Source organism: Bacillus sp. M13(2017) (assembly GCF_002218325.1).
GTDB lineage: Bacteria > Bacillota > Bacilli > Bacillales > Bacillaceae_G > Bacillus_A > Bacillus_A thuringiensis_K.
This window is the reverse complement of sequence record NZ_KZ268502.1, coordinates 9,314-34,754: the sequence shown is the minus strand read 5'-3', so window position 1 is coordinate 34,754 and position 25,441 is coordinate 9,314. Positions and strand designations below refer to the sequence as shown.

Genomic DNA, 25,441 nt, shown 5'->3' with positions numbered 1-25,441 from the left:
ACAAACTACATCGCTTCTTTTTTCTGTCCGATAACAGATCGTTCTAAAATCTCTGTCACATCAAGAGTTTGAACTTTCTCTTCTACCTCTTTCGCTTTCGTTCCATCACTGATCATCGTTAAGCAATATGGACAACCTGTACCGATAATGGATGGCTGTACAGCTAATGCTTGTTCTGTACGAGCAACGTTAATACGAGAACCTGTTGTTTCTTCCATCCACATTAAACCACCACCTGCGCCACAGCACATTCCCGTTTCACGGTTACGTGCCATTTCTACAAGATTCACTCCAGGAATCGCTTTCAAAATGTCACGTGGCGCTTCGTACACTTCGTTGTATCTTCCTAAATAACAGGAATCATGGTACGTAACTGTTTCTTCAATAGCGTGAACAGGCTTTAAGCGCCCTTCTTTCACCCACTGAGCTAACAATTCTGTATGATGATAGACTTCTGCTTGCAAGCCAAAGTCCGGATACTCATTTTTAAATGTGTTATAAGCATGAGGATCAATCGTAACGATTTTCTTCACTCCTGCCTTTTCAAATTCTTCGATATTCTTTGTCGCCATCTCTTGGAATACAAATTCATTTCCGAGGCGGCGTGGTGTATCTCCAGAATTCTTTTCTTTATTACCGAGAATTGCGAATGAAATGCCTGCTTCGTTCATTAACTTCGCAAACGATATCGCAATCTTCTGACTACGATTGTCGTATGATCCCATTGAACCAACCCAGAATAAATACTCGAATTCCTCCCCAGCTTTTGATTTTTCTTTTACAGTTGGAACTGTTACTTCGTCATCACCTTGGCGCCATGTTTCACGCTCTTTACGGTTCAGCCCCCACGGATTTCCTTGACGCTCGATATTTGTCATCGCGCGTTGTGCTTCCGCGTCCATTTTTCCTTCTGTTAAAACGAGATATCGACGTAAATCAATAATTTTGTCAACATGCTCATTCATAACTGGGCATTGATCTTCACAGTTACGACACGTTGTACATGCCCAAATCTCTTCTTCTGTAATAACATCTCCGATTAAACTCGGATCGTAAGCGAGTGTTGTAGACGCTGATTCTTGTTGTCCTTTTCCAGCTGCCATCATCGCTAACTGATTTCCTTGTGTGTTATTGAAGGCAACTACTGGAACCCACGGTGCTTTTGATGTTACCGCAGCTCCTTTATCAGTTAAATGATCGCGAAGTTTTAAAATTAAGTCCATCGGCGATAACATTTTTCCTGTTCCTGTTGCCGGACACATATTTGTACAACGGCCACACTCTACACAAGCGTATAAGTCAATAAGTTGATTTTGTCTAAAGTCTTCAATTTTACCAACACCAAATGTTTCTTGCGTTTCATCTTCAAAATCAATCTTTTCAAGCTTCCCTGGGTTTGAAAGACGACCGAAGAATACATTAGCTGGTCCCGCAATTAAATGCGCATGTTTTGATTGTGGAACATACACTAAAAACGTTAACAAAATTAGTAAATGCACCCACCAAGAAAAATAGAACACTGAAATGGCTACGGTTTCATTTATCCCGCTAAAAACGTAAGCGATTGCAGAAGCAATTGGTTCACTCCATGAAAGCTCCTCGCCATGCCATATAATTCCCATACCGTTACCAAGTAGCACAGAAATCATTAAGCCACCGATAAAGATAAGAACAAGACCTGATTTGAAGTTACGTTTTAAACGAACAAGCTTTTCTACATAACGTCTATGAAAAGCCCAAAATACTGCAATTAAAATAACAAGTGTGACAATTTCCTGGAAGAATGTAAATGCAGGGTATAGTGGTCCAAGTGGAAGATGTGATCCTGGTGCGAGTCCTTTCCAAACGAAGTCAATTGCTCCAAATTGGACAAGAATAAATCCGTAAAAGAACATAACGTGAATGATGCCGCTTTTCTTATCTTTCAGCAGCTTTTTCTGACCGAAAACATTGACCTTAAGGAGATCCCAACGCTCTTTAAAACGACGGTCAAATTCAATTTTTTTCCCTAATTGTATGTAGGCCATTCTCGTCCGTATAAGATATACAAACAAATATCCTGCATAAGCAATAACAGCAATGGCAGCCAGCCAATTAATGATCAGTAAGCTATTCATTTTTATGCTACCCCTCTCTTTGTAAGCCCTCTTTCTTTTTTGAATCTTCAAAAATATATAATTTTCTGAATTATATCCCCTATCCCCATTATATAATGAGTGAGCATTCAGTCAACAGTTTTTTGTTATAGAACAACACATTTTTTCATAAAGCTGTTTATTTCGGTGAAACTATAAAGTGAAACTTTAATCAGTAGGGGTGGTTCATCCCCCCGCTGATTATTAGTTGAACCAATCGGGCTTTTACGGGCAGTTGATTTCCAAACTAACTTCTACTTATTCAACAGTTTTGAGTTGAATGGCTTACTGCCCGTTAAAGCGGGATAAAGTGAAACTTTAATCAGTAGGGGCGGTTCATCCCCCGCTGATTATTAGTTGAACCAATCGGGCTTTTACGGGCAGTTGATTTCCAAACTAACTTCTACTTATTCAACAGTTTTGAGTTGAATGGCTTACTGCCCGTTAAAGCGGGATAAAGTGAAACTTTAATCAGTGCAACATACTATCCTCTAATAAAATTTATAATAAGAGCCATGCTACCCGTATCATTTGTAACACACTGAAGGTGAAAAGAATGCGAAGGAGGGAATTCACTGATGCTCTACTTATCTCTTTTGTTAATATCCGTTGCTCTTTGGATTACAATTGACCTTTCATACGGGCGACTTCTTCATTTAAAACGAGTAAGCCCTCGCACTTTCCCTTTACGTCAAAGTGATTTTCACCTTTATACATACGGGAAAGATTTATATGACGCTTTATTTACTGATATAAAACAAGCACAGCATCACATTCATATTTTATTCTTCATTGTAAAAAACGATAAAATCAGTCGTGAATTTTTAAAATTGCTGATTGATAAGGCTCAGGAAGGAATTGAAGTACGACTTTTACTTGATCGATTTGGCAGCCATTCTTTATCAAACGAAGCTATTCGCTCCCTGCAAAAACATGGTATATCTTTTTCATTTTGTCATAAGGTAAAATTTCCTCTGCCTTTCTTTTCTGCTAATCAAAGAAATCATAGGAAAATTACAGTGATTGATGGGAAAACCGGCTATATCGGGGGATTTAATATCGGCGAAGAGTATCTAGGGCATAATGAATATTTAGGATTATGGCGAGACTATCATTTACGTCTTACAGGAGAAGGGATTCAAGATTTACAAAAGCAATTTTTGCATGACTGGTTTGATGATACGAAACAGAATTTATTGGATGCTTCTCTTTATTTTCCAAAACAAAACCCAGGTACCATCCTGCATCAATTTATTCCGACTGATGGTGCTTATTTACAACATACTTTTTTACATTTAATTAACGGGGCAAAAAAAGAAATCTGTATCGGTACACCATATTTCATTCCTGGAAAAAAAATTATGAATGCCTTATTAAAAGCAAGAGAAAGAGGGGTTCAAATCACAATTCTTGTTCCAGAAAAAGCTGATCACCCTCTCGTTCGAGAAGCAAAATTCCCGTACTGCCGAAAATTAATACAGGCTGGTTGCAATATTTATGCATTTCAACAAGGATTTTTTCACGCCAAAATTATTATAGTGGACGATGATATTTGTGATATCGGAACGGCAAACTTTGATATGAGAAGTTTATATATTAACCATGAAATAAACTGCCTGTTATATAATAAACATTTCATTCAAACAGTAAAAAATAAATTCCATGAAGATCTAGAGAATGCATCCGTACTTTCCTATAGTGATGTAAACCCGCCTTCTCTTATCGATAGAGGAAAGGAATGGATTGGAACAATGCTTGCTTTCTTTTTATAGGAAAAACAATGAATAAAAGGGGGTATCTCATATGATTATACGGCTTGGATATGTCTCACATGCAATGGCACTCTGGGACTGTTCTCCTGCCAAAACAATGACGTTTACAAGCTTTAAGAAACTCAGCAAGCAAGAACGAGAAGACAAACTGTACCATGTTATAAGGCAAAATTTAGAGCACACAATACGTATCCTTCATTACAATATAGCACATGAAATCCCACTATATCGCCTATCATCTTCCATCGTCCCACTTGCAACACATCCCGAAGTCGAGTTTGACTATATTGGGGTATTCACACCACTTTGGCGTAAAATAGGGGCTTTAATTAAAGAACACAATTTACGAATAAGTTTTCATCCAAATCAATTTACGCTATTTACAAGCGACAAGCCACATATTACTACTAACGCTATTACGGATATGACTTATCATTATAAAATATTAGATGCTATAGGCATTGCAGATTCTTCTTACATTAATATTCATGTAGGTGGAGCCTATGGAAATAAAGAAAAGGCAATTGAGCGCTTCCATGAAAACATAAAAAAACTTCCTACACATATAAAAAAACAAATGACTCTTGAAAACGATGATAAAACATATACAACTGCTGAAACTTTATCAATTTGCCAAAAAGAAAATATTCCATTTGTATTTGATTATCATCATCATATGGCCAATCTTTGCGAAGAACCACTAGAAGAGTTGCTTCCTGCAATTTTTGAAACTTGGTCACATACAAATATTTCTCCTAAAGTTCACATTTCCTCCCCGAGATCGGAAAAAGAATTTAGGGCCCATGCTGAATATATCGATTTAGAGTTTATTAAGCCCTTCTTACACATTGCGAAAAAAAACAATCATAATTTCGATATTATGATTGAAAGTAAACAAAAAGACTTAGCACTATTCCAATTAATAGACGAACTTTCTGCTATAAGAGGAATGAAAAGAATAGGTGGTGCAAAGTTACAGTGGTAAATTGTAACTTTGCACCATTTTTTCAAAAAAGTAATTTTTATAGTAAAAAACATTCTATTTTATATGCTATTATTTAAATTAGCATTTTCTCCCCGAGATTCAACTTTATTGAAACGGAGTCATAATATGATTAATCAAAAAAAGTATATACAATCTGTCATAATATACATATTTATATTTGCTCTTTGGATATTCCTTATACCAAATGAGTTGAATATAAAAGAAACCGGGATTCTTTTCTTATTCTGTTTCGCTGCACTTTTTTCTTGCTATTGCTTATGTAAAGCGATTAGAAAAATGACACACGGTGATAAATTATTTTGGATTTTATTATTATGTACTTGTCTATGCGGGTTAGCTATGGAGATAACTTTATTCCTTCATTCACTTTCCATTCATGAGCAAGTTATATTCTCATATAAAGCATTACCTTTTTTTATCATACAATATGTTTTACTCTTTGTTGGATTTGCTATAAAGTTTATAAAAATTTACTCTATTAAGGGTCTTGCTCAATTTTCATTCGATAGCATCTTTATTGTTATTATGAACATTTATTTCACTTTAACTTTTATCTTGGACCTTTCAAGCTTCCGTATGTTAACAAAGGAAACTTGGATTTTAATTGGCTATTTTATTGCACAATCATTAGTAATTTACGCCGTTATTAGTCTTTATAGAAGAGAACAATATTCTTCTAGTAGAATCGCATTAATTATCGGTTTCACTATTATACTCGTATACGGTTACATTCATCTGTTTCAATTAAATTTTGGGATGAAAACTTCTCCTGAATTTAATTATTTAATACACACTGCTTCTATTTTATTAATTGGACTTTCTTCCATACTATATATCTTGGATAAACCAATGCAACATGAAACGAAAGCAAAATATTATCGATTCGATTATGTACGTTTTATACTACCTTATTTTAGTATAATTATTACTTTTTCCTTTATTATCATTCAACCTTGGGATGATAAATTTATGTTAATTGGTCTCGTATTATCACTTATTTTGTTATTCTTGCGGCAACTTTACATGTGGAAAGATAATCAAGCACTAATCCTTACATATGAACAGTTGACTACACAACTAGAGGACGAAGTTGAAGAAGGTGCATTTGCATTATCAAAAAGTGAACAACGCTATAAGTCTTTATTCGAAGATCATCCCGATGCCGTTTTCTCTTTAAATATGAATGGCATTTTTCAACAATCTAATAAGGCATGCGAAAGCTTATTTACTGCCTATTATTGTGAAGTAGGAAGCTATTCTCTGGTACACTTCATTGATTCAAAAGACCACGAACTACTAAAGAAGGCTTTACAAATTACAAAGGAAGGTAGGCCACAAACGTTAGAAGTTCGTACAAAAGAACAAGAAGGCTATTATTATTATCTTCATATTACACTTATCCCTACTTTTATAAACAAAGAAGTGGTCGGAATGTTTGGGATAGCGCGTGATATTACAACTTTATATGAAAAACAAAAACAAGTAGAGCATTTAGCCTTTCACGATGCACTTACTGGATTACCAAATCGCCGAAAGTTCGAAAAAGATTTAAAAGCCATTTTAAATACAGCCCAAACTAACGCAAATGATGTTGCCGTCATATTCCTTGATTTAGATCGATTTAAAAAAATTAACGATAGACTTGGTCATGACGTCGGAGATTTATTATTAATTGAAGTAGCAAAAAGATTACGCGGTTGCTTGCGTTCAAAAGATATCGTCGCTCGCCAAGGTGGAGATGAGTTTACAATTCTATTACCAGAAATGTACTCAGAAAAAAGTGCAATTTTTATAGCTGAACAGATTTTAACTATTTTAAACAAACCATTCTTCATTCAAGGCGAAGAACTCTCTATTACACCAAGTATCGGAATTGCGATGTACCCTGATTATGGAACTAATGTAAATGAGTTAATGAAAAATGCTGATATGGCTATGTACCGTGCGAAAGCAAATGGAAAAAACAGATTTGTTTTCTTCTCAAAAGAAATGAGTATCGCTCAAAATGAAATTCAATTCTTAGAAGGTGAACTTTCAAAAGCATTACAACAAAATGAATTTTTCCTTGAATACCAGCCACAAGTAAGCACAAAAACAAAACAAATTATCGGTTTTGAAGCATTAATACGTTGGAAGCATCCAAAACTCGGTATCGTATCTCCTGCCCAATTTATCCCTCTAGCAGAGGAAACTGGTTTTATTATTGAACTTGGCAATTGGATTTTACGTACTGCCTGCTTAGAGGCAAAAAGATGGCATAATCAAGGTTTTTCTCACTTAAAAGTTGGTGTAAATTTATCTGTTGTTCAATTTAACCATGCAGATTTAATCCCAACTATTTCAAAGGTGTTGGAAGAAACAGAACTGAAACCAGAAGCACTAGATATTGAAATTACGGAAAGCATCGCAATTAATCAAAATCAATCTGTAGTTGCAAAACTAGAACAACTTCAAAATCTCGGTATTCAAATTTCAATCGACGACTTTGGAACTGGTTATAGTTCTTTAGCTTATTTAACAAAATACCCAATCAACACATTAAAAATCGCTCGAGAGTTTATTTGTGGAATTACAACTAGTCCTTTAGAAGAAGCAATTGTCTCTTCCATTATTACACTATCAAAAGAACTAAATTTAAAAGTGATTGCAGAAGGTGTAGAAACAGCAGAAGAATGGGAATTTTTACATAAACAAAATTGTGATCACATTCAAGGATTCTTTATTAGCAAACCTGTTTCTAGTAAAGACGTTTGGATGTTACTCCATAAAAAAACAACCGCCTAAGTAAGACGGTTGTTTTTTAATATTCAAAAGGTAAATCTTTAGCTAATTGTACCTCTTGATCGTTATGAGAAATTATATGGCTTTTCTCTAATGCCGTATCGCCTAATGAAATACCCCATGCCATCGCTAACGTTAATAAACTACCAATAAGTAATTTCTTCATATTCCATCACCCACATTTTTTATTTTAATATATCATGAAAATTTATCCCTATTATATGCAATTATGCATACCCATTTTTTAGGATATTTATCTACTGATTTTATTTACGAGCGCTTCTTTATATGCATGCATTTCTAATATATCAAAAAAGAAACTTGCCTTTTTATATGCATCTTCAACCTCTGCCTCATCGTACTCCAACTTCCCTAGGCATTCACCTCTTTGATAATATAGCTGTCCAATTAATGCCATACTATTAATTCGGCATGATATTTCAATCGCTTTATTTACTTGATAAAGTGACTCTTCATATTGATTATCTAAATATAATGCTTTTGCATGATTATATCTTACCTTCACTTCAAATTCTTCATTATCATGCAATACATCTAATTGTTTTAATATATCTTCAAATAACTCAATACTCTTCTTAAAATAGCTATTTTCAGCATAAATATTTGCAATCGCATTTTCTATATAAAGATTTTGGTATACGTCTATTCCAGCTAACTGTTGATTTAACAATTTTTTCAATTCTAAAATACAATATTCGTAATCGATTTTCTTTAATATGTAAGCTGCTACATGATATTGCCATTGAAGAAACTGCTGAAATTCAGGATGATATTCTTCCTTTTTCAGCTCATTCCATACTTTATTATAAATTTCTTTATATCTTTTTTGCTTACAAAGCATAATGATTTGATCTTTAAACTGTTTTTTTCTTTCAATATCAGAATAAATAAGTACCTCATAAAAATGAATAATGGGAACTTGTAATTTTGCTGCGATACCTTGCAATATATCCATACTTGGGTATACCGCGCCCGATTCAATTCGACTTACTTCCGATTGATGACATATGTTCTCGGATAACTGTTTCTGTGTTAATCCTCTCATCACCCTAATTTTCTTAATTTCACTTCCTAATTTTTCTGCGTGCATACTTACTCACCATCCCATTAGAACAATCTAATTTTTTGAGTTGTCATACCACTACAATAATGTGAATTCGACAATTTTTGATATGAAATAATGCATAATATATATAAAATTCGGCAAATTTTTCATACAATTCATCTCACATACAATAATAGATTAGGAGTGTTATAGATGAATTATAGAAAACTTGCTAGTGCTTTCGTTACATTCGGTCTTCTTTGCCCTTTATCAACAGAAGCTATTCATGCTCAAGAATTAGACAAAGGTGCAGTCAAAGTTGAAATTGCTCAGCCTGGTTTAACAATCGGTAAATTAACACAACCTCAAAATGATACGAAAGAAAATATTGCTAAAAAGTATTTAAAAGGTGAGGTAAATGGGGCGAAAGCTCAACAAGAACAAGTCACTACTGAAAAAAATGTAGATTTCCAACCTACAAATAAAGAAACCAAAGAAAATCAAACCGAAGTTCGCCTTGCACAAACATATAAAAACTATAAAGTATATGGCCAAGATCTCATTGTAAAAGTAGATAAAAATGGAGTAATCACAACTGTTAGTGGTAAAGTTGTTCAAAATTTAAATCAACAACCTAATCTTACTATAACAAATTTTTTGTCGAAAAATGAAGTAAAATCTAAATTACGCGATATAGTTCAAATTCCAAGTGATGCAGTTGAGACAGAATTCTCTAGCGAAACCGTTGTTTATAAGAAAAAAGATGGCTATTATACATTCGCAACTGTTATTACATTTACTTATGAAAACAATGAACAAATTATAAACGGCAATGCTATAGTTGATTTAAAAACTGGCGAAGTACTTTTCCAAGAAAAATTCATTAAAAACAAAGAGAATAAGACTATAAATCAAGTAACATCACCTAGATTATCCCCCGCAAGTGAGCAAGGAACTGGGAAAAATGCACTTCAAGAAAACATCTATTTCAATATTGCCAAAGGAACTGATGGAAAATTTTATTTAGCGGATTTATCACGCGGAAATGGTATTTATATTTATAATGCAAACTACGCCGATTCCCTCGGGGGATATAGTCAAGCTGGTTATCCAGGGACACTAATTTCAAGTAGTACTCCTAATTTTGCAGATAAAGAAGCCGCGGGCGCTATGAAGAACATGAGTGATATTTACGATTACTTTAAGAAAGAACATAATCTAAAAAGTTACGACAATAAAGATTCAAAAGTTGTTGCTAGTGTACACGGTTTTGATTCTACTGAAGTTAGTGATGGTGTAAAAGAAGACTATGTAAATGCATTTTGGCATCCCGCTTGGAACCAAATGGTATTTGGTGATGGTTTAGACGGAAAACTAACATCAGCTCTTGATGTAACAGCTCATGAATTTGGACATGCTGTATTCAGTGGCACAACGAAAAATAAAGTCGTGAGATATCCAAGCGCTGAAACATCTGCACTAAACGAGGGATTAGCGGATTTCTGGGGTACACAAATCGAATATTACGTAAAGAAAGATAAAGGAAACTGGATTATGGGCGATACATTAGGTGGCCTAACAATTCGTGATATCCCAAGGGAAATTGGTGACGGCGGTCATAAACTATATACAAATTTACAAGATTTCTATAACGATGGTAATAATCAAGAATCACACGTGAATTCTGGTATTATCAGTCACGTATTATATCAATTAGCTGAAGGTAAAACATATAACGGTGTTGCTGTTCAAAAACAAGGAAATGAAAAAGTAAGTAAAGTTGTTATGCGTACATTGCAAAATTATGCAACTTCCGCTGAAGACTTTGAATCACTTCAATCTCATATCGTACAAGCTGCAAAAGATTTATATGGAACTGCCGTATCAAATGAATTTGCAAAGGCATTTGAAGCACACGGTTACAAACCGTTACAAAAAATAAATAAAGTAATAGCGGTACAATAATAAAAAAGAAGTTTACCAATCATAGGTAAACTTCTTTTCATATCCATCCCTTTTCTTCCGCAATTGTAATTGCTTCAATTCTATTTTTCGCATCAAGCTTCGCTAATACTTCAGAAATATAATTACGTACTGTACCCGGCGAAAGATAAAGCGCCTTCGCAATTTCGTTTGCCGTCTTTCCTTCTTTCGCAAGCAACAATACTTCCTTTTCGCGATCTGACAACGGATTTTGCTCCTGCCATAGGCCGAACATTAAATCTTGGGAGACCTCTCGTTTCCCCTTCATTACATTACGAATTGCTGCTGCTAAATCTTCACTTGGGCTATCTTTTAACAAATATCCGTGCACACCAGCTTTCATTGCTCGTTCAAAATAACCAGGTCTTGCAAATGTTGTTAAAATCATTACTTTGCATGATGATTTTTCTTTCTTTAAAGCCTCAGCGACATCCAATCCACTTTGAATCGGCATTTCAATATCCATAATACTTACATCTGGCTTTAACGATTCAATTAATTGTAACGCCGCTTCCCCGTTCGCAGCTTGCCCAATTACTTCGATATCATCTTCTAGATCAAGCAGGGCCCCTAACGCACCACGAAGCATCCGCTGATCTTCTGCAATAATAATTCGGATCATGCCCTCACCTCATCTTTTCCTGTTCTAATAACAACTGGAACTTTTACTGTTAACAACGTCCCTGGATTGATTGTACCTAGTTCAACAAATCCATCAATAAGAGCAATTCGTTCTTTCATGCCGCGAATACCATTTCCATCATGATTTTGATCTGTTAAACCGATTCCGTTATCTTCTACTTGTAAAATCAGCTCACCTTGCGATTCTAATACAGAAACTGCGCACCGCGTTGCCTTACTATGTTTTACAACATTTGTAACGGCCTCACGTAAACACATCCCGACAATATTTTGTTCAATTGGTGATAACGAGCTCGACCTTGCTTCTTGCCTCACTTCTAATTCAATATTAGCTGCTTGTAAGATCGCTTTTATTTGCTCTAGCTCTTCTTCTACCGTAATCATACGCATATCAGAAATTAATTCCCTCAGCTGTTTTAAGGCTGTACGAGACGTTTGTGTAATTTCCTTCGCTTCCGCACTTGCACGCTCTGGATTTTTCAAAATTAACTTCTCAACGAGCTGGCTTTTTAAAGTAATAAGAGATAGCGTATGTCCTAATGTGTCATGAAGATCTCTTGCAATCCGCTGCCGTTCTTCACGTTTTACTAAGTCTTTAATTTGCTCGTTCGCCTCATCTAATTGATTTCTTAACATCTTTTTCTGATTAAAATTACGCATACCAAATGGCGTAAGAAGCATTAAAATAAACATCGGAACGATATTTACTAAACTTGTAGTTGTTAATTGATTCATATTTACAACTAAAAATGCTCCAAGCATTATAACTAACGAACATAAAAGCACTCGAAATACTTTCTTATTTGGCGCAAATCCCATCGCACTTGCTGTGAAAAAGCCAAAAAATATCATAAAAGGATTATAAAATAAAGCAAATAAAAAGATGAGTATCATTTGAATGCATGCCCAAAAAACAAACGTCCTCTGAACAAAATATAGCTGACGGTATGTAATAATAAAAAGTATCAACATACCGCTTCCTAGCACAAGCTTCCATCCTGATGCTTGTGCTAAGTGATAAATTGGAAATAATAGATAAACAAACCACATGTATGGAAAGAATCCCATATGTTTCGGAAAAATCTCAACCCTCTTCTTCTCTATCATTTATACCGCTTCCTGTCTTTTTCTTATATATATTGATACTACAACAAATATAAGGAAATAACCTCCTAATACCGCGATATTTTCCCATCCAATTGATTTTCCAGCTACAATATCCCACGCACCACTTCCGAAATGGTATGTCGGTGTCCATTCACCAATCGTTCTTAATATTTTTGGGAATACTTCAATCGGCATCCACAACCCGCCAACTATAGCTAAACTCATATTTAAAATATTTGCTAAGCCAGCAGCTGCGTCCGCCTTCTTAATGGAACCTATTACTGTTCCTAACGCTAAAAATGGTGTTACCCCTAACAATAACCATAACCCCGCACCAATCCATTGCCCTACCGTTAACTCAACATGATTAATTAGTATCCCTGCAATAAAGATAACTAATATTGAAAAAGCATTTACTACTGTTTGAGCGATAATTTTTGCTGTTAAATATGCTCCCTCTGGAAGCGGTGTAATTTTTAGAAGATGTGTCCATCCTTGCCCTCTTTCCTGAGAAAGTCTCACACCGAAACTAAAGAGTGCAGTCCCTACAATACTGAAAGTTGCCATCGAAATTAAATAATGTGCTTTCCACGCATCTCCGTTTTGTGGTACTTGAACAACATTTGTAAAAATGTAGTAAAACATAACAGGCATTAATAATGAGAAAAAGATAAATAATTTATTGCGGAATGTACGTAAAATTTCTATTTTGCACTGCATCCATAACGCTCTCATGCGATTTCCTCCTTCTGATTTGCGACAAACCGTTCAAATGCCTCATCAAGGCTTCCACGTTCAACTGAAACATCTGTTACAGGTAAACTCCTTTGATAAATGGCTTTTAAAGTTTCATCCGTATCCTCCGTTGTTAAAATGAAGCGTCCTTCGTTTGACTTTACTTCTGTTACATTTGGTAATTCCTTTAGTAATTTTGTAGGAATGCTTTCCTTCGAATAAAATGTGATTGTTTTTCTCGAAATCGTTGCTTTCATTTCGTCTGGTGTACCATCTGCGATAATCTTTCCGTTCGCAAATAATAAGATACGATTTGCTAAAGCATCTGCTTCTTCTAAATAATGCGTCGTTAAAATAATCGTTTTCCCTTCACTTGCTAACTTTCGAATCGTTTCCCAAAACGTTCTTCGAGACGTAATATCCATTCCGACTGTCGGCTCATCTAAAAATAACAAATCCGGATTTCCCGCAAGTGCAAGCGCAAAGTTTAATCTTCTTTTTTGCCCACCTGATAATCTCTCACATCTTTGCTTTCGCTCTGATTCTAAATTTGATAACTGCAGTAACGTTTCTTTCGCTATAGGATTCGTATAATAACTACGGAATAACTCAATTGCCTCTTCCACCGTAATACTATCAATGACACTTACTTCTTGCAGCATCGCACCGAAGCTATTACGAACATCCCTATGCTTTGGACTCTTTCCAAATATAAAGACCTTACCTTCTGTTGGATCCTTTAATCCAAGCATCATCGACATCGTCGTTGTTTTTCCCGCACCATTCGGACCAAGTAACGCTACTATTTCCCCTTTATTTACATGAAATGAAACATTATTTACTGCGCTTTTATGTTTAAATGTTTTAGAAACACCATTTACTTCAATAATCTTTTCCATCTCTCCACCCCCGCTGTTTCTTATATTTACATTGTATTACTTGGAAAACTTAGGAAACAGTATGATGCGTCATGACATCGATATGACAATTGTCATGTATTCTTTATGAGAGGAATCAACCCGCATACCGCAAGCGAGTAGCAGGACGAAAATAAACATGATACAATCGGATAAGATATATATTCGAGGAAGGACAGTGGTTTTCATGATTATTCGTAATGAACAAGATTTAGAAGGCTTACGAAAAATCGGCCGCATCGTTGCGCTTGCACGTGAAGAAATGAAAAAACAAGCGAAGCCAGGTATGACAACGAAAGAGCTTGATTTGATCGGTAAAAAAGTATTAGATGAGCATGGTGCTATTTCTGCACCTGAAAAAGAATATGATTTTCCAGGTGTAACTTGCATTAGTGTAAATGAAGAAGTTGCTCATGGTATTCCAGGAGATCGTGTATTAAAAGAAGGCGACTTAGTAAACGTCGATGTATCTGCTGCACTTGATGGCTATTATGCAGATACAGGTATTTCATTTGTACTTGGAGAAGACGAGGAAAAAGAAAAACTTTGCCAAGCAGCGGTTGATGCATTTTGGACAGCAATGAAAAAGGTTAAAGCTGGCTCAAAACAAAATCAAATTGGTCGTGCTGTTTCAAACTTCGCACATAAAAGTGGGTACAATGTTATTCAAAACTTAACTGGTCACGGCATTGGTCTTAGCTTACATGAAGCACCAAATCACATTTTAAGCTACTATGATCCAATGGATAATGCGCTTCTAAAAGACGGTCTTGTTATCGCTGTAGAACCGTTCATCTCTATGAAGGCTGATCATATTATTGAGCGTGGTGACGACGGTTGGACATTCGTTACACCTGATAAAAGTCTTGTTGCACAATGTGAACATACCGTTGTCGTAACACGCGGTGAACCAATAATCTTAACAGAAATCTAATACCAAAAACGGCTGTTTTGTAGATTTATTCCACATAAAACAGCCGTTTTTTATTTTTGGGAAAATATGTGAACTATTGTTGAACTCTTTATCATTTAAGTATATAATCTTTAGCGGAGGTTACTTAAGCTTATCTTTACTAAAAAGATATTGTAACTAAGGAGTAAAACACCTTCTTTCTTATTGTTTAAACAGGCTCAAAAATGACCGTAGTAACGTGTTAGTCGAATATTCTGTAATCCTTATATCTCTCTAACAATGTAAGAAACTATCATCTTTCAACTTCGGTCCACTAATCGCACAACTCTCTTTAGACAAAATAAATGACTATTTTCAAAGTACATATTGTCTTCATTCTGACCAAAACCAACCCTATCTAGATTTTTATTTCCACATAACTTTAAGGCAAAAATAAGCCTTCACAAAGGGATACACTACCTTGGTTAGTATGTATCGTAAAACTTACCTTTATAACCATTCTTTTTTACTAGATATACATGAAAACTATCTCACATATGAAGGTCTGATATCATTCTTTATATCAGTATTTTTTTCGACATTTTTTGTCGAATTGTGTATATTTCCATAGAACTGTGTAAATATACATTTTGTTTTACGTTAAACAATTTTACTTTGAACATAATCCTGTTTGTCTGAGAACGCGTATAGAAACGGAGGGATAACAAAAGTAAATAGCTTATAACAAATACTTTTAATATTCCATTTGTTCATGTGGAATAAGTCCCCAATGGACAAATGAATGTTCAGAGGAGGAAAAATGAAAAAACTTTTTAATGTATGTTTAATTGTATTCGTACTATTTTCGCAACTTGCTAGTTTTCCATACAATCAAGTAAGAGCGGAAACGTTAACAGGAGATTCCTTATTTGACACTGTTGAAATGAAAGATGCAACGAATCATATTATTGACGAAGCAAAAAATCCTAGCAACTTAGTAAAGATAGGATCAACCATTGAAGTAGAATACGCTTGGTCAATAAAGGATCAACAAGCTGCACACGCAAATGATACAGCAGTAGTTCAAATACCACTTGCATTAAAAGTATCTAAAGATTTGCAAGGGGATTTAGTAACAGATCAAAAAAATATTGGTCAATATTTTATAACAGCTAAAGATAATAAATTAAAATTAATATTTAATGATCAAGTAGAAAATTTGAAAGACGCTAAAGGAAAAATTAAAGTTGATACCGTGTTTAACTCAACTTTAAAAACTGGGGAAAAATCAGTTCAAATCGCTTTTCCTTTAGGAACAATGGTTCAGCCTATATCAGTTCCTGTTCAGGTAGAAGACTCTAAAGAAGATGGCACCAAACAGGATACTAATAAACCAGTGCAAGATCCAGTAGCTAAACCTGTTACTGACAATCCGGAGCAAGATCCAACAACTAAAACTGTTACTGATAATCCGGAACAAAACCCAGCAACTAAAACTGTTACCGATAATCCGGAACAAAACCCAGCAACTAAAACTGTTACCGATAATCCGGAACAAAACCCAGCAGCTAAAACTGCCACTGATAATCCGGAACAAAACCCAGCAGCTAAAACTGCCACTGATAATCCGGAACAAAACCTAGCAGCTAAAATTGCTACTGACAATCCAGAACAAAAGCTAGCAAGCGACCCTGCTGAGAATACAAATTCAGGTCCAAAGCAAATAACAACAAACATTTTAACCGGTGTAAAGTTGACGGATAAAGACGGAAAACCATTTACAGAGGATAACCGTCCAAGTACAGATTCCCCTGCCAATATTGAGTTTACATGGGAACTTTTAAAATCAATGAATGTGAAAAATGGAGATTACTATATTTTTGATCTTCCTAAACATTTTAAGATTTACAATACAATTAACAGTCCTTTATATGATAGTGAAAACCATCAAATTGGTAATTTTACTGTTACAAAAGATGGAAAAGTCACGATGACATTCAACGATTATGTTGAAGAGCATCCAGATGTTGCTGGTAACCTACAATTAAAGACAGAATTTAATAGAGCTGAAATTAAAGGTACAACAACACAAGAAATTCCTTTCCCGATTAAAGATAAGGATGTTTCTATTACAGTTGACTTTAAGCCTAATGTACAAACAGCTACGAATAAAAAAGGATTACCTGATAGACCAATTAATACAAATGAAATTAATTGGAAAGTAGAGATGAACAAAACGCAAGACACCCTTAAAAACGCTATTTTTAAAGATAGCATTCCACAAGGTACAAACTTAAATAAAGATTCTATTAAAGTTTATTATTTAGAAGTTGATGTTAATGGGAATGTAACGCGTGGTGCAGAAGCTGAGCCAACAGATTACAATATTATTTCATCAGATGGCTCAAAATTGGAGATTGCTTTTAAAGATTCTATCAATAAAGCATATCAAATCGAATATGCCACAAAAATTACTGATGAAAATATTAAAAGTTTCCGAAATAACGTTACGATAACGAGTGATAATCAAAAGCAACAAAACGCAAGCTCTACTGTAACGGTTTCTCGTGGTACACACTTAAATAAAACAAGTAAATATGATCCAAAGACGCAAACAATTGAGTGGACAATTACTTACAATGGTGATCAAAGAGAGATCAAAAAAGCAGATGCGATTTTAAAAGATATTTTTGACGATACACACGAACTAGATGCAAATTCTATTGTTGTAAAAAACGCTTCATATAATGAAAAAGGAACGCTTGTAACAGGTGACGCTGTTAATAATTACACTGTAAGTAACAAGAAGAATGGATTCGATTTACAGTTTAACAATGATATTAATAGTGCTTATGTGATTACCTATAAAACCAAGCCAACTAATAAAGTTATAGAAGATGGAAAAGTAAAAAATAAAGTTACAGCTGATAATGATTCAAGTAAAGAAAATGAAGCTAGCTTCAAGCAGCAAAATATTATTAAATCTAATAATAAAGCTGAAACAAATTATAAAGACAAAACAACAACTTGGACAATTATAGTAAATAATAACAACTATCCATTAAACAAAGCGATCATTACGGACACCTTTGATCACGGTGGATTACAATTAAAAGATAAAAAACTAGAAATTAAAGACGGAAATTATATCCTTCAAGCTGGGACTGACTATGTTTTAGATGCAACAGATAAAGGCTTTACAATTACTCTTATAGGTACATATCAGTCTAATATGACAAAGACATTAGTCGTAAAATATACGACAGACTTTGATTATACAAAGCTAGAAAGTGGTAAAACTTCATTTAAAAATACAGGTAACCTATCTTGGATAGATACGGATTCTAATCCACAATCAAATAAAGTTGAAGCTAATTTCGATCCTGATACTTTCACAAAGGCAAATGGTTATAAATACGGTTCTTATAACGCCCAAACGAAGGAAATTACTTGGATAATAGGCTTTAACTATAATAACGTTGAGATTAAAGATCCTTACGTTATAGACGTAATACAAGATAAACAAAAGTTAGTTCCTGGATCCATTGAAGTGCGCGACATGATTTTAAATGGAAATCCTGATAATGCACAACCTGGTAATGCTGTACCAACTGAGAAATATGAACTTGAAGAACCTACAGAGAAAAATAAAAACACCCTAAAGGTTCATTTCAAACAATCAATTAATTCACCCTACTATATTATCTTTAAAACAAGCCTTGATGGCGAACTTATCCAAGGTACCTACAAAAATGAGGCAGATTTAAAAGATGGCTCTAAAATTGTAAACACCCTTACAGGTGACACTCAAGTAAATAAAGGTGGCAGCTTTGTTACTAAAAAAGCTGTGCAAGACGACAACTATATTAATTGGAGTATCGCAATTAACGAAAGCCAATCAACCATTGCGGATGCGGTTGTAACAGATGACCCAACCGAAAATCAGGTAATTGTGGAAGATTCATTCCACTTATATCCTACAACTGTTGATCCATATGGAAATTTAACAAACGATAAAGTAAACGAATTAAAAGAAGGAACAGACTATAAACTCAAAATAACAACAGACAATAATACCGGAAAGCAACATTTCGAAATTGCCTTCTTGAAAAAAATTGATCGAGCTTATATTTTAGAATATCGCTCACTTATTAATGCAGACGATAAAGAAAAAGTAAGTAATAAAGCGAAAATCACAGGCAATAAGTTGACAGTTAAAAACACAGAAACTACTGAAACAATTGAAGTGAGAATGTCTTCTGGTTCAGGTGGAGGATCTGCTACCAAAGGTCGTGGAAACCTTGAAATTATAAAGGTAGATAACGACAATAAGAACGTACTATTAGCTGGGGCAGAATTTACTTTATACGATCGTACAGGTAAAACTGTTATCCGTAAAATTACAACAGACAAAGACGGTATCGCTAAATTTAATAATTTAAAACGTGATAAATATTTATTAAAAGAAACAAAGGCTCCTGAAGGCTATGTAATTAGCTGGGATTTAAAACAAGGGAAAATTGTTGAACTTGGTACACAAGAGACTACAACATATAAACTTGCAAATAAGAAATTTGTCGGGAAAGTAGTTTTAACAAAATCTGATGACCTGAACAAAAACGCAACACTACAAGGCGCTATTTTCACACTACTGGATAAAGATAAAAAAGTAATTCCAGAACACAAAGAATTAACAACAAATAATAACGGACAAATTATTATAGATAAACTAAAACCAGGAACTTACTACTTACAAGAAACGAAGGCTCCTGAGCATTATCAATTAGATAGCAAACTTATTCCGTTTACTATCTCTATAGATCAAACAACAGTAGTAAATCTAGCTGCGACAAATAGTTTAACTAAAGGATCTGCTCTTTTAACAAAAGTGGATAATTATAATAAAACTTTAGCAGGGGCAGAGTTTACTGTTCAAGATCGCAACGGAAAAAATATTCCTGGATATGAGAAATTAACAACAAATGAACATGGACAAATCGAAGCAAAAGATTTACGTCCTGGTAAATATCAATTTGTCGAAACAAAAGCTCCTGAGCACTATGAATTAGACAAAACACCTATCCTATTCGAAATAGAAAAAAGCCAAACTACAGCTGCTTCTATTAAAGCAAAAAACACTTTAATTAAAGGTGGTGTTACTTTAACAAAAGTTGATGATGTTGATGGCACTACTCTTGAAGGTGCGGTATTCAAAATTGTTAACAACAAGAACGAAGACGTGCGTACAAACTTAAAAACAGAAAAAGATGGAACTTTAACCGTTGAAGATTTAGAGCCTGGTGAGTATCAATTTATTGAAACAACACCACCTAAATACTATGAGTTAAATAAAGAACCAGTTCCATTTACAATTGAAAAAAGTCAAACAAGTATCATTCCAATTACTGCAAAAAACAGTTTAACAACAGGTGCCGTTGAGTTATTAAAAATCGACGAATTTGATAAAAAGACTCCTCTTGCTGGAGCTATATTCAAAATCGTTAATGAAAAAAACGAAGACGTGCGTACGGACTTAACTACCGATAAAAACGGAACTATTAAAGCTTCTGACTTACGTCCAGGCAAATATAAATTTATTGAAACGAAAGCTCCTGAACATTATGAACTGCGATCAACACCAATTGAATTTACAATTGAAAAAGGTCAAAAAACACCAATTGTTATTACAGCTGAAAATAGTCTACTACCAGGCGATGTTGAGCTAATAAAAATCGATGATGTTGATGGCACTCCACTTACAGGTGCCGTATTCAAAATTGTTAATAACAAAAATGAGGATGTCCGTACAGAATTAGTTACGAATCAGGAAGGTAAAATTATTGCTACTGGTTTACGTCCAGGTAACTATAAATTTATCGAAGTAAAAGCTCCGGAGCATTATGCCTTAAATAAAACACCGATTGAATTTACAATTAAGGTAAGTCAAGCAACTGCTATTAACGTTACTGCTACTAACAGCTTAATAAAAGGCGGTATTGAATTAACAAAAGTTGATGATGTAAATGCTAAGGAAACCCTTGAAGGTGCGGTATTTAAAATAATTAATGACAAAGGCGAGGATGTTCGTACGGAACTTACTACCAATAAAGACGGTAAATTAGTAGTACAAGACTTACGTCCAGGTAATTATAAACTAATCGAAACAAAGGCTCCTACTTATTACGATGTAAATGAAGAACCTATTGAATTTACAATTGAAAAGAGCCAACAAAAACTCATCCCTATTACTTTCAAGAATAGTTTAACGAAAGGAAAAGTTAAACTTATTAAAGAAGATGATGTGGAAAGTAGTAAAGCTCTTGCCGGCGCTGTATTCACATTGCAAGACACAACTGGCAAAGAAATTATGAAAGATTTAACAACAGATGGTCACGGAGTATTAGTTATTCCTGATTTAGCACCAGGGGATTATCAATTTATCGAAACAAAAGCCCCTGAACATTATAAATTAGACAAAACACCTATTAAGTTCACAATTAAAAAAGGTAGTAAGGAAGATCTTCCTATCCCTGTTACTATAAAAAACAGTTTACTTACAGGTGGCGTCACTTTAACAAAAGTTGATGATGTTGATGGCACTACTCTTGAAGGTGCAGAATTTATAATCGTTGACGCTCATGATACTAAAAAGGTAATTCGCAAAGGTTTAACGACTGATACAAACGGTAAAATTACTGCTTCTGATTTACGTCCTGGAGACTATCAATTTGTTGAAGTGAAAGCTCCAAAAGACTATACCTTAAGCAAAGACCCTATTCCGTTCACTATCGAAAAAAGTCAAAAAGAGAATATTACTGTTACTGCTACTAACAGTTTAAAGAAAGGTGCAGTAACATTAACAAAAATCGATGACATCGATCGTACGATGCTCGAAGGTGCAATCTTTAAGATTGTGGATATGAATGGTAAGGAAGTTCATACGAATCTTGTTACAGATAAAAACGGTAAAATTTCTGTTTCTCATTTACGCCCTGGAGACTATCAGTTCATTGAAACAAAAGCTCCTGAGCACTATGTATTAGATGAAACAACGATTCCATTTACAATTGAAAGAAGTCAAACGAAAGAGATCAATGTTACAAGCAAAAATGCTTTAAAAAACGGTAGCGTTGAACTAACAAAGATTGACGATATTGATATAAATACAAAACTTGCTAATGCCGTATTTAATTTATTAGATGCAGACGGAGAGTTGGTTGAAGAAGGCTTAAAAACAAATGATGAAGGTAAAATTGTTGTTGAAAATCTACGTCCTGGTACGTATCAATTCGTTGAAACAATTGCTCCTGAACATTACGATTTAGATAAAAAACCTATCGTATTTACAATTAAAAAGAGCCAAACTGAAACTCTTCATGTCACTGCTACAAATGCTTTAACAAAGGGTGCAGTTAAACTTTCTAAAACAGATGATGTTGATGGCACTGTTCTTAAAGATGCAGTATTTAAAATTGTTAATATGAATGGTGATGTAGTTCATAAAGACCTTGTTACAAATGAACAAGGAATAATCGAAATTAACGACCTACGTCCTGGTGATTATCAATTCATCGAAACGAAAGCTCCGAAGCATTACGTTTTAGATGAAACACCAATCAAATTCACTATTGAAAAAGGACAGAAGAAAGCTATTTCTTTAACTGCTACAAATAGCTTAAAACAAGGTAGTATCGAATTACTTAAAGTTGATGATTTAAACAATCAAACAAAACTTGCCGATGCGGTATTTAATTTACTAGATCAAGATGGCAAAGTACTTAAAACAGATTTAAAAACAAACAGTGAAGGTAAAATCGTTATCGAAAACTTACGTCCTGGTACGTATCAATTCGTTGAAATAACGGCTCCTGAACACTATGATTTAGACAAAAAACCAATTATATTTACAATTGAAAAAAGCCAAAAAGATATTGCTACCGTTACTATGAAAAATAGTTTAACAAAAGGCGGCGTGGAACTTTCTAAAATGGATGACGTCGATGGCACTACTCTTGAAGGCGCAGTATTTAAAATTGTGGATATGAATGGCACCGTAATTCACAAAGAGCTTGTTACGAATCAACAAGGTAAAATTAGCGTTTCTGACCTACGTCCTGGTGATTATCAATTCATCGAGACAACGGCTCCGAAACACTATGATTTAAACAAAGAGCCAATTCCATTCACAATCACAAAGAGCCAAGCTGATCCTATCTCCGTTACAGCTACAAATAGCTTAACGAAAGGCGCTGTGGAACTTTCTAAAGTGGATGATGTAGATGGTACCGCTCTTAAAGATGCGATATTTAAAATTACTGATATGAATGGTAACGACATTCGCACTGAGCTTACAACAGATGTAGATGGAAAAATTTCTGTTTCTGATTTACGCCCTGGGGACTATCAGTTTATTGAAACGAAAGCTCCTGAACACTATAAATTAGATAGTAAACCTATTAAGTTTACAATTAAGAAAAGCCAAAAAGAAAAGCTCCAAGTTACTGCTACAAATAGCTTAACTGAGGGTTCTGTAGAATTAATAAAAGTGGATGATATAAATCCAGATACAAAACTTTCTGATGCGGTGTTTAACATCATTGATGCGAATGGTAAAATTGTTCGCACGGATTTAACTACTGATAAAGATGGTAAGATTACTGCTACAAACTTACGCCCTGGAGACTATCAATTCATTGAAACGAAAGCTCCGAAAGATTACGATTTAAATAAAACACCTATCAGCTTCACTATCGAGAGAAGTCAACTATCTCCCGTTTCTGTTACTGCTAAGAATGGCCTAACAAAAGGTGGCGTGGAATTAACTAAAGTTGACTCTATAGATAAGAAAGAAATGCTAGAAGGTGCGGTATTTAAAATTACTGATATGAATGGTAACGACATTCGTACGAATTTAGTTACCAATAAAGACGGAAAAATCATCGCGAAAGACTTACAGCCAGGAGACTATCAATTTATTGAAACGAAAGCTCCTAAACATTACGACTTAAATGAAGAACCAATTAAATTCACAATCGAAAGAAGTCAAACAAAGCATGTCTTCGTTACAGCTATTAATAGCTTAACGAAAGGTAGTGTGGAGTTAATTAAAGTTGATGATGTTGAAGAAAACACAACACTTGAAGGTGCAGTATTTAAAATTGTTAACAAGGATGGGCATGACGTCCGTACCGATTTAACTACTGATAAAAACGGCCGTTTAGTCATTGATGAATTACCACCAGGACACTATGAGTTTATCGAAACAAAAGCTCCTGAACACTATGACTTAAACGAAACACCTATTAAGTTCACAGTTAAAAAAGGCCAAGAAAAAATCGCCTCTGTTACTGCTACGAATAGCTTAACTAAGGGCACAGTTGAATTAACTAAAGTTGATGACATCGACGGTACTACTCTTGAAGGGGCTATCTTTAAAATTGTAGATATGGACGGCAAGGATGCTCGTTCAGATTTAACTACTGATAAAGATGGGAAGATTTCTGTTTCTGATTTACGTCCGGGAGATTATCAGTTCATTGAAACGAAAGCTCCGACTGGCTATGATTTAAACGTTAAACCAATTCCTTTCACAATTACGAAAGGACAATCTCAAATTACCTCTGTTACAGCTTTAAATAGTTTAACAACAGGTTCAATTGAGTTAACTAAAGTTGATATTGATCACCACGGAACACTTGAAGGTGCCATTTTCAATATTTTAGACCAAGATGGAAAAGTAGTACGAGAAGGTTTAAAAACAGATGGGCATGGTAAATTAATCGTAAATGATTTGAAACCTGGTAATTATCAACTAGTGGAAACAAAAGCTCCTGAAGGCTATCAATTAGATGCATCACCAATAAGCTTTACTATTGAAAAAGCCCAAGCTTCACCACTACAAATTACAGTTTCAAATAAAAAAATTGAATCTTCTTCAGGTGGAGATGACAAGCCAGTTACTCCTCCAAATAAAGAAGAAAACAAAGGCAATGAAACATCTGAGAAACACGAAAACGGAACTTCTGAAGAAACATCGAATAAAACAGATAACAAACAGCAAGATGATCAAAATACGGATAAACACCTTCCAAATACAGGTCATAAAGAAGACCCTACACAAACAGTAGGTATCGTTCTTCTACTAGCTGGATTATTAAGTATTTTAGCTACAAAACGCAAAAAAAATTATTAATAATTTTTTCACATCCAATCAATCTCTCAATTGATTGGATGTTTTTTTATACAAAAAGGACGATACATAAAGTATCGTCCTTTTAACGGGGTGAGGCTGCCCAAAAGTACGGAAAACCTTTGAACAGCCTCTTATTTTCATATGGATGCCTTACATATATCACTGATAATAATTATGAAATGCGGAAACATAATTACCATCAACTGATTCAAA

Annotated in this window: 13 protein-coding genes; 6 read left to right on the top strand and 7 right to left on the bottom strand. The window is 34.5% G+C overall.

The window, feature by feature from the left end:
• Positions 1 to 5: 5 nt before the first annotated feature.
• Positions 6 to 2,117, bottom strand: coding sequence for a (Fe-S)-binding protein (locus tag CGQ22_RS09235; RefSeq protein WP_001086769.1), 2,112 nt, complete (start codon positions 2,115 to 2,117; stop codon positions 6 to 8).
• A 596-nt stretch (positions 2,118 to 2,713) separates the two neighbouring features.
• Between CGQ22_RS09235 and cls the strand changes: the two genes are divergently transcribed.
• The 3 genes from cls to CGQ22_RS09220 all read left to right on the top strand — a co-directional run bounded on the left by cls (position 2,714) and on the right by CGQ22_RS09220 (position 7,697).
• On the top strand, positions 2,714 to 3,907 hold the full coding sequence (cls, locus tag CGQ22_RS09230; protein ID WP_061884795.1) for a cardiolipin synthase: 1,194 nt from the start codon (positions 2,714 to 2,716) through the stop codon (positions 3,905 to 3,907).
• Positions 3,908 to 3,938: 31 nt separating this feature from the next.
• Positions 3,939 to 4,892 carry a UV DNA damage repair endonuclease UvsE gene (gene uvsE / locus CGQ22_RS09225; protein ID WP_089148597.1) on the top strand — a complete coding sequence of 318 codons (954 nt, stop codon included), beginning with the start codon at positions 3,939 to 3,941 and terminating at the stop codon, positions 4,890 to 4,892.
• A 126-nt stretch (positions 4,893 to 5,018) separates the two neighbouring features.
• Positions 5,019 to 7,697 carry a DUF4084 domain-containing protein gene (locus tag CGQ22_RS09220; protein WP_061884796.1) on the top strand — a complete coding sequence of 893 codons (2,679 nt, stop codon included), beginning with the start codon at positions 5,019 to 5,021 and terminating at the stop codon, positions 7,695 to 7,697.
• A 16-nt stretch (positions 7,698 to 7,713) separates the two neighbouring features.
• Here CGQ22_RS09220 and CGQ22_RS09215 read toward each other — a convergent pair whose 3' ends face one another.
• On the bottom strand, positions 7,714 to 7,860 hold the full coding sequence (locus tag CGQ22_RS09215) for a quorum-sensing peptide PapR (RefSeq protein ID WP_000734730.1): 147 nt from the start codon (positions 7,858 to 7,860) through the stop codon (positions 7,714 to 7,716).
• Positions 7,861 to 7,947: 87 nt separating this feature from the next.
• Positions 7,948 to 8,805, bottom strand: a complete 858-nt coding sequence (plcR, locus tag CGQ22_RS09210) for a transcriptional regulator PlcR (protein ID WP_000542919.1) — start codon at positions 8,803 to 8,805, stop codon at positions 7,948 to 7,950.
• A 168-nt stretch (positions 8,806 to 8,973) separates the two neighbouring features.
• Here plcR and CGQ22_RS09205 point away from each other — a divergent pair, with 168 nt between their 5' ends.
• Complete coding sequence (locus CGQ22_RS09205) at positions 8,974 to 10,725, top strand: M4 family metallopeptidase (protein WP_001109502.1); 1,752 nt, start codon at positions 8,974 to 8,976, stop codon at positions 10,723 to 10,725.
• A 37-nt stretch (positions 10,726 to 10,762) separates the two neighbouring features.
• Here CGQ22_RS09205 and CGQ22_RS09200 read toward each other — a convergent pair whose 3' ends face one another.
• From CGQ22_RS09200 to CGQ22_RS09185, 4 genes are read right to left on the bottom strand one after another with little or no spacing between them, the layout of a single operon-like run.
• A complete protein-coding gene (locus CGQ22_RS09200) occupies positions 10,763 to 11,365 on the bottom strand; it encodes a response regulator transcription factor (RefSeq protein ID WP_000619235.1) in 603 nt (200 codons plus the stop codon).
• A complete protein-coding gene (locus CGQ22_RS09195; protein ID WP_000570638.1) occupies positions 11,362 to 12,492 on the bottom strand; it encodes a sensor histidine kinase in 1,131 nt (376 codons plus the stop codon). The genes CGQ22_RS09200 and CGQ22_RS09195 overlap by 4 nt, the downstream gene beginning before the upstream one ends.
• Positions 12,493 to 13,227 carry an ABC transporter permease gene (locus CGQ22_RS09190; RefSeq protein ID WP_001202431.1) on the bottom strand — a complete coding sequence of 245 codons (735 nt, stop codon included), beginning with the start codon at positions 13,225 to 13,227 and terminating at the stop codon, positions 12,493 to 12,495.
• The gene (locus tag CGQ22_RS09185; protein WP_089148596.1) at positions 13,224 to 14,126 is read right to left on the bottom strand and encodes an ABC transporter ATP-binding protein; all 903 of its coding nucleotides are present in this window, start codon (positions 14,124 to 14,126) and stop codon (positions 13,224 to 13,226) included. Before CGQ22_RS09185 ends, CGQ22_RS09190 begins: the two co-directional genes overlap by 4 nt.
• Positions 14,127 to 14,283: 157 nt before the next feature.
• Here CGQ22_RS09185 and map point away from each other — a divergent pair, with 157 nt between their 5' ends.
• Both map and CGQ22_RS09175 read left to right on the top strand, forming a co-directional pair.
• On the top strand, positions 14,284 to 15,078 hold the full coding sequence (gene map / locus CGQ22_RS09180; protein ID WP_139032807.1) for a type I methionyl aminopeptidase: 795 nt from the start codon (positions 14,284 to 14,286) through the stop codon (positions 15,076 to 15,078).
• A gap of 778 nt (positions 15,079 to 15,856) precedes the next feature.
• The gene (locus CGQ22_RS09175) at positions 15,857 to 25,228 is read left to right on the top strand and encodes a SpaA isopeptide-forming pilin-related protein (RefSeq protein ID WP_139032808.1); all 9,372 of its coding nucleotides are present in this window, start codon (positions 15,857 to 15,859) and stop codon (positions 25,226 to 25,228) included.
• The last annotated feature ends 213 nt before the right edge of the window (positions 25,229 to 25,441 follow it).

What these genes read in the sequence shown, in the direction of transcription:
- cls (WP_061884795.1), top strand. Translation starts at nt 2,714, where the DNA reads ATGCTCTACTTATCTCTTTTGTTAATATCCGTTGCTCTTTGGATTACA.
- CGQ22_RS09185 (WP_089148596.1), bottom strand. Translation starts at nt 14,126, where the DNA reads ATGGAAAAGATTATTGAAGTAAATGGTGTTTCTAAAACATTTAAACAT.
- CGQ22_RS09220 (WP_061884796.1), top strand. Translation starts at nt 5,019, where the DNA reads ATGATTAATCAAAAAAAGTATATACAATCTGTCATAATATACATATTT.
- CGQ22_RS09215 (WP_000734730.1), bottom strand. Translation starts at nt 7,860, where the DNA reads ATGAAGAAATTACTTATTGGTAGTTTATTAACGTTAGCGATGGCATGG.
- CGQ22_RS09195 (WP_000570638.1), bottom strand. Translation starts at nt 12,492, where the DNA reads ATGATAGAGAAGAAGAGGGTTGAGATTTTTCCGAAACATATGGGATTC.
- plcR (WP_000542919.1), bottom strand. Translation starts at nt 8,805, where the DNA reads ATGCACGCAGAAAAATTAGGAAGTGAAATTAAGAAAATTAGGGTGATG.
- CGQ22_RS09190 (WP_001202431.1), bottom strand. Translation starts at nt 13,227, where the DNA reads ATGAGAGCGTTATGGATGCAGTGCAAAATAGAAATTTTACGTACATTC.
- CGQ22_RS09205 (WP_001109502.1), top strand. Translation starts at nt 8,974, where the DNA reads ATGAATTATAGAAAACTTGCTAGTGCTTTCGTTACATTCGGTCTTCTT.
- CGQ22_RS09235 (WP_001086769.1), bottom strand. Translation starts at nt 2,117, where the DNA reads ATGAATAGCTTACTGATCATTAATTGGCTGGCTGCCATTGCTGTTATT.
- CGQ22_RS09200 (WP_000619235.1), bottom strand. Translation starts at nt 11,365, where the DNA reads ATGATCCGAATTATTATTGCAGAAGATCAGCGGATGCTTCGTGGTGCG.
- uvsE (WP_089148597.1), top strand. Translation starts at nt 3,939, where the DNA reads ATGATTATACGGCTTGGATATGTCTCACATGCAATGGCACTCTGGGAC.
- map (WP_139032807.1), top strand. Translation starts at nt 14,284, where the DNA reads ATGATACAATCGGATAAGATATATATTCGAGGAAGGACAGTGGTTTTC.
- CGQ22_RS09175 (WP_139032808.1), top strand. Translation starts at nt 15,857, where the DNA reads ATGAAAAAACTTTTTAATGTATGTTTAATTGTATTCGTACTATTTTCG.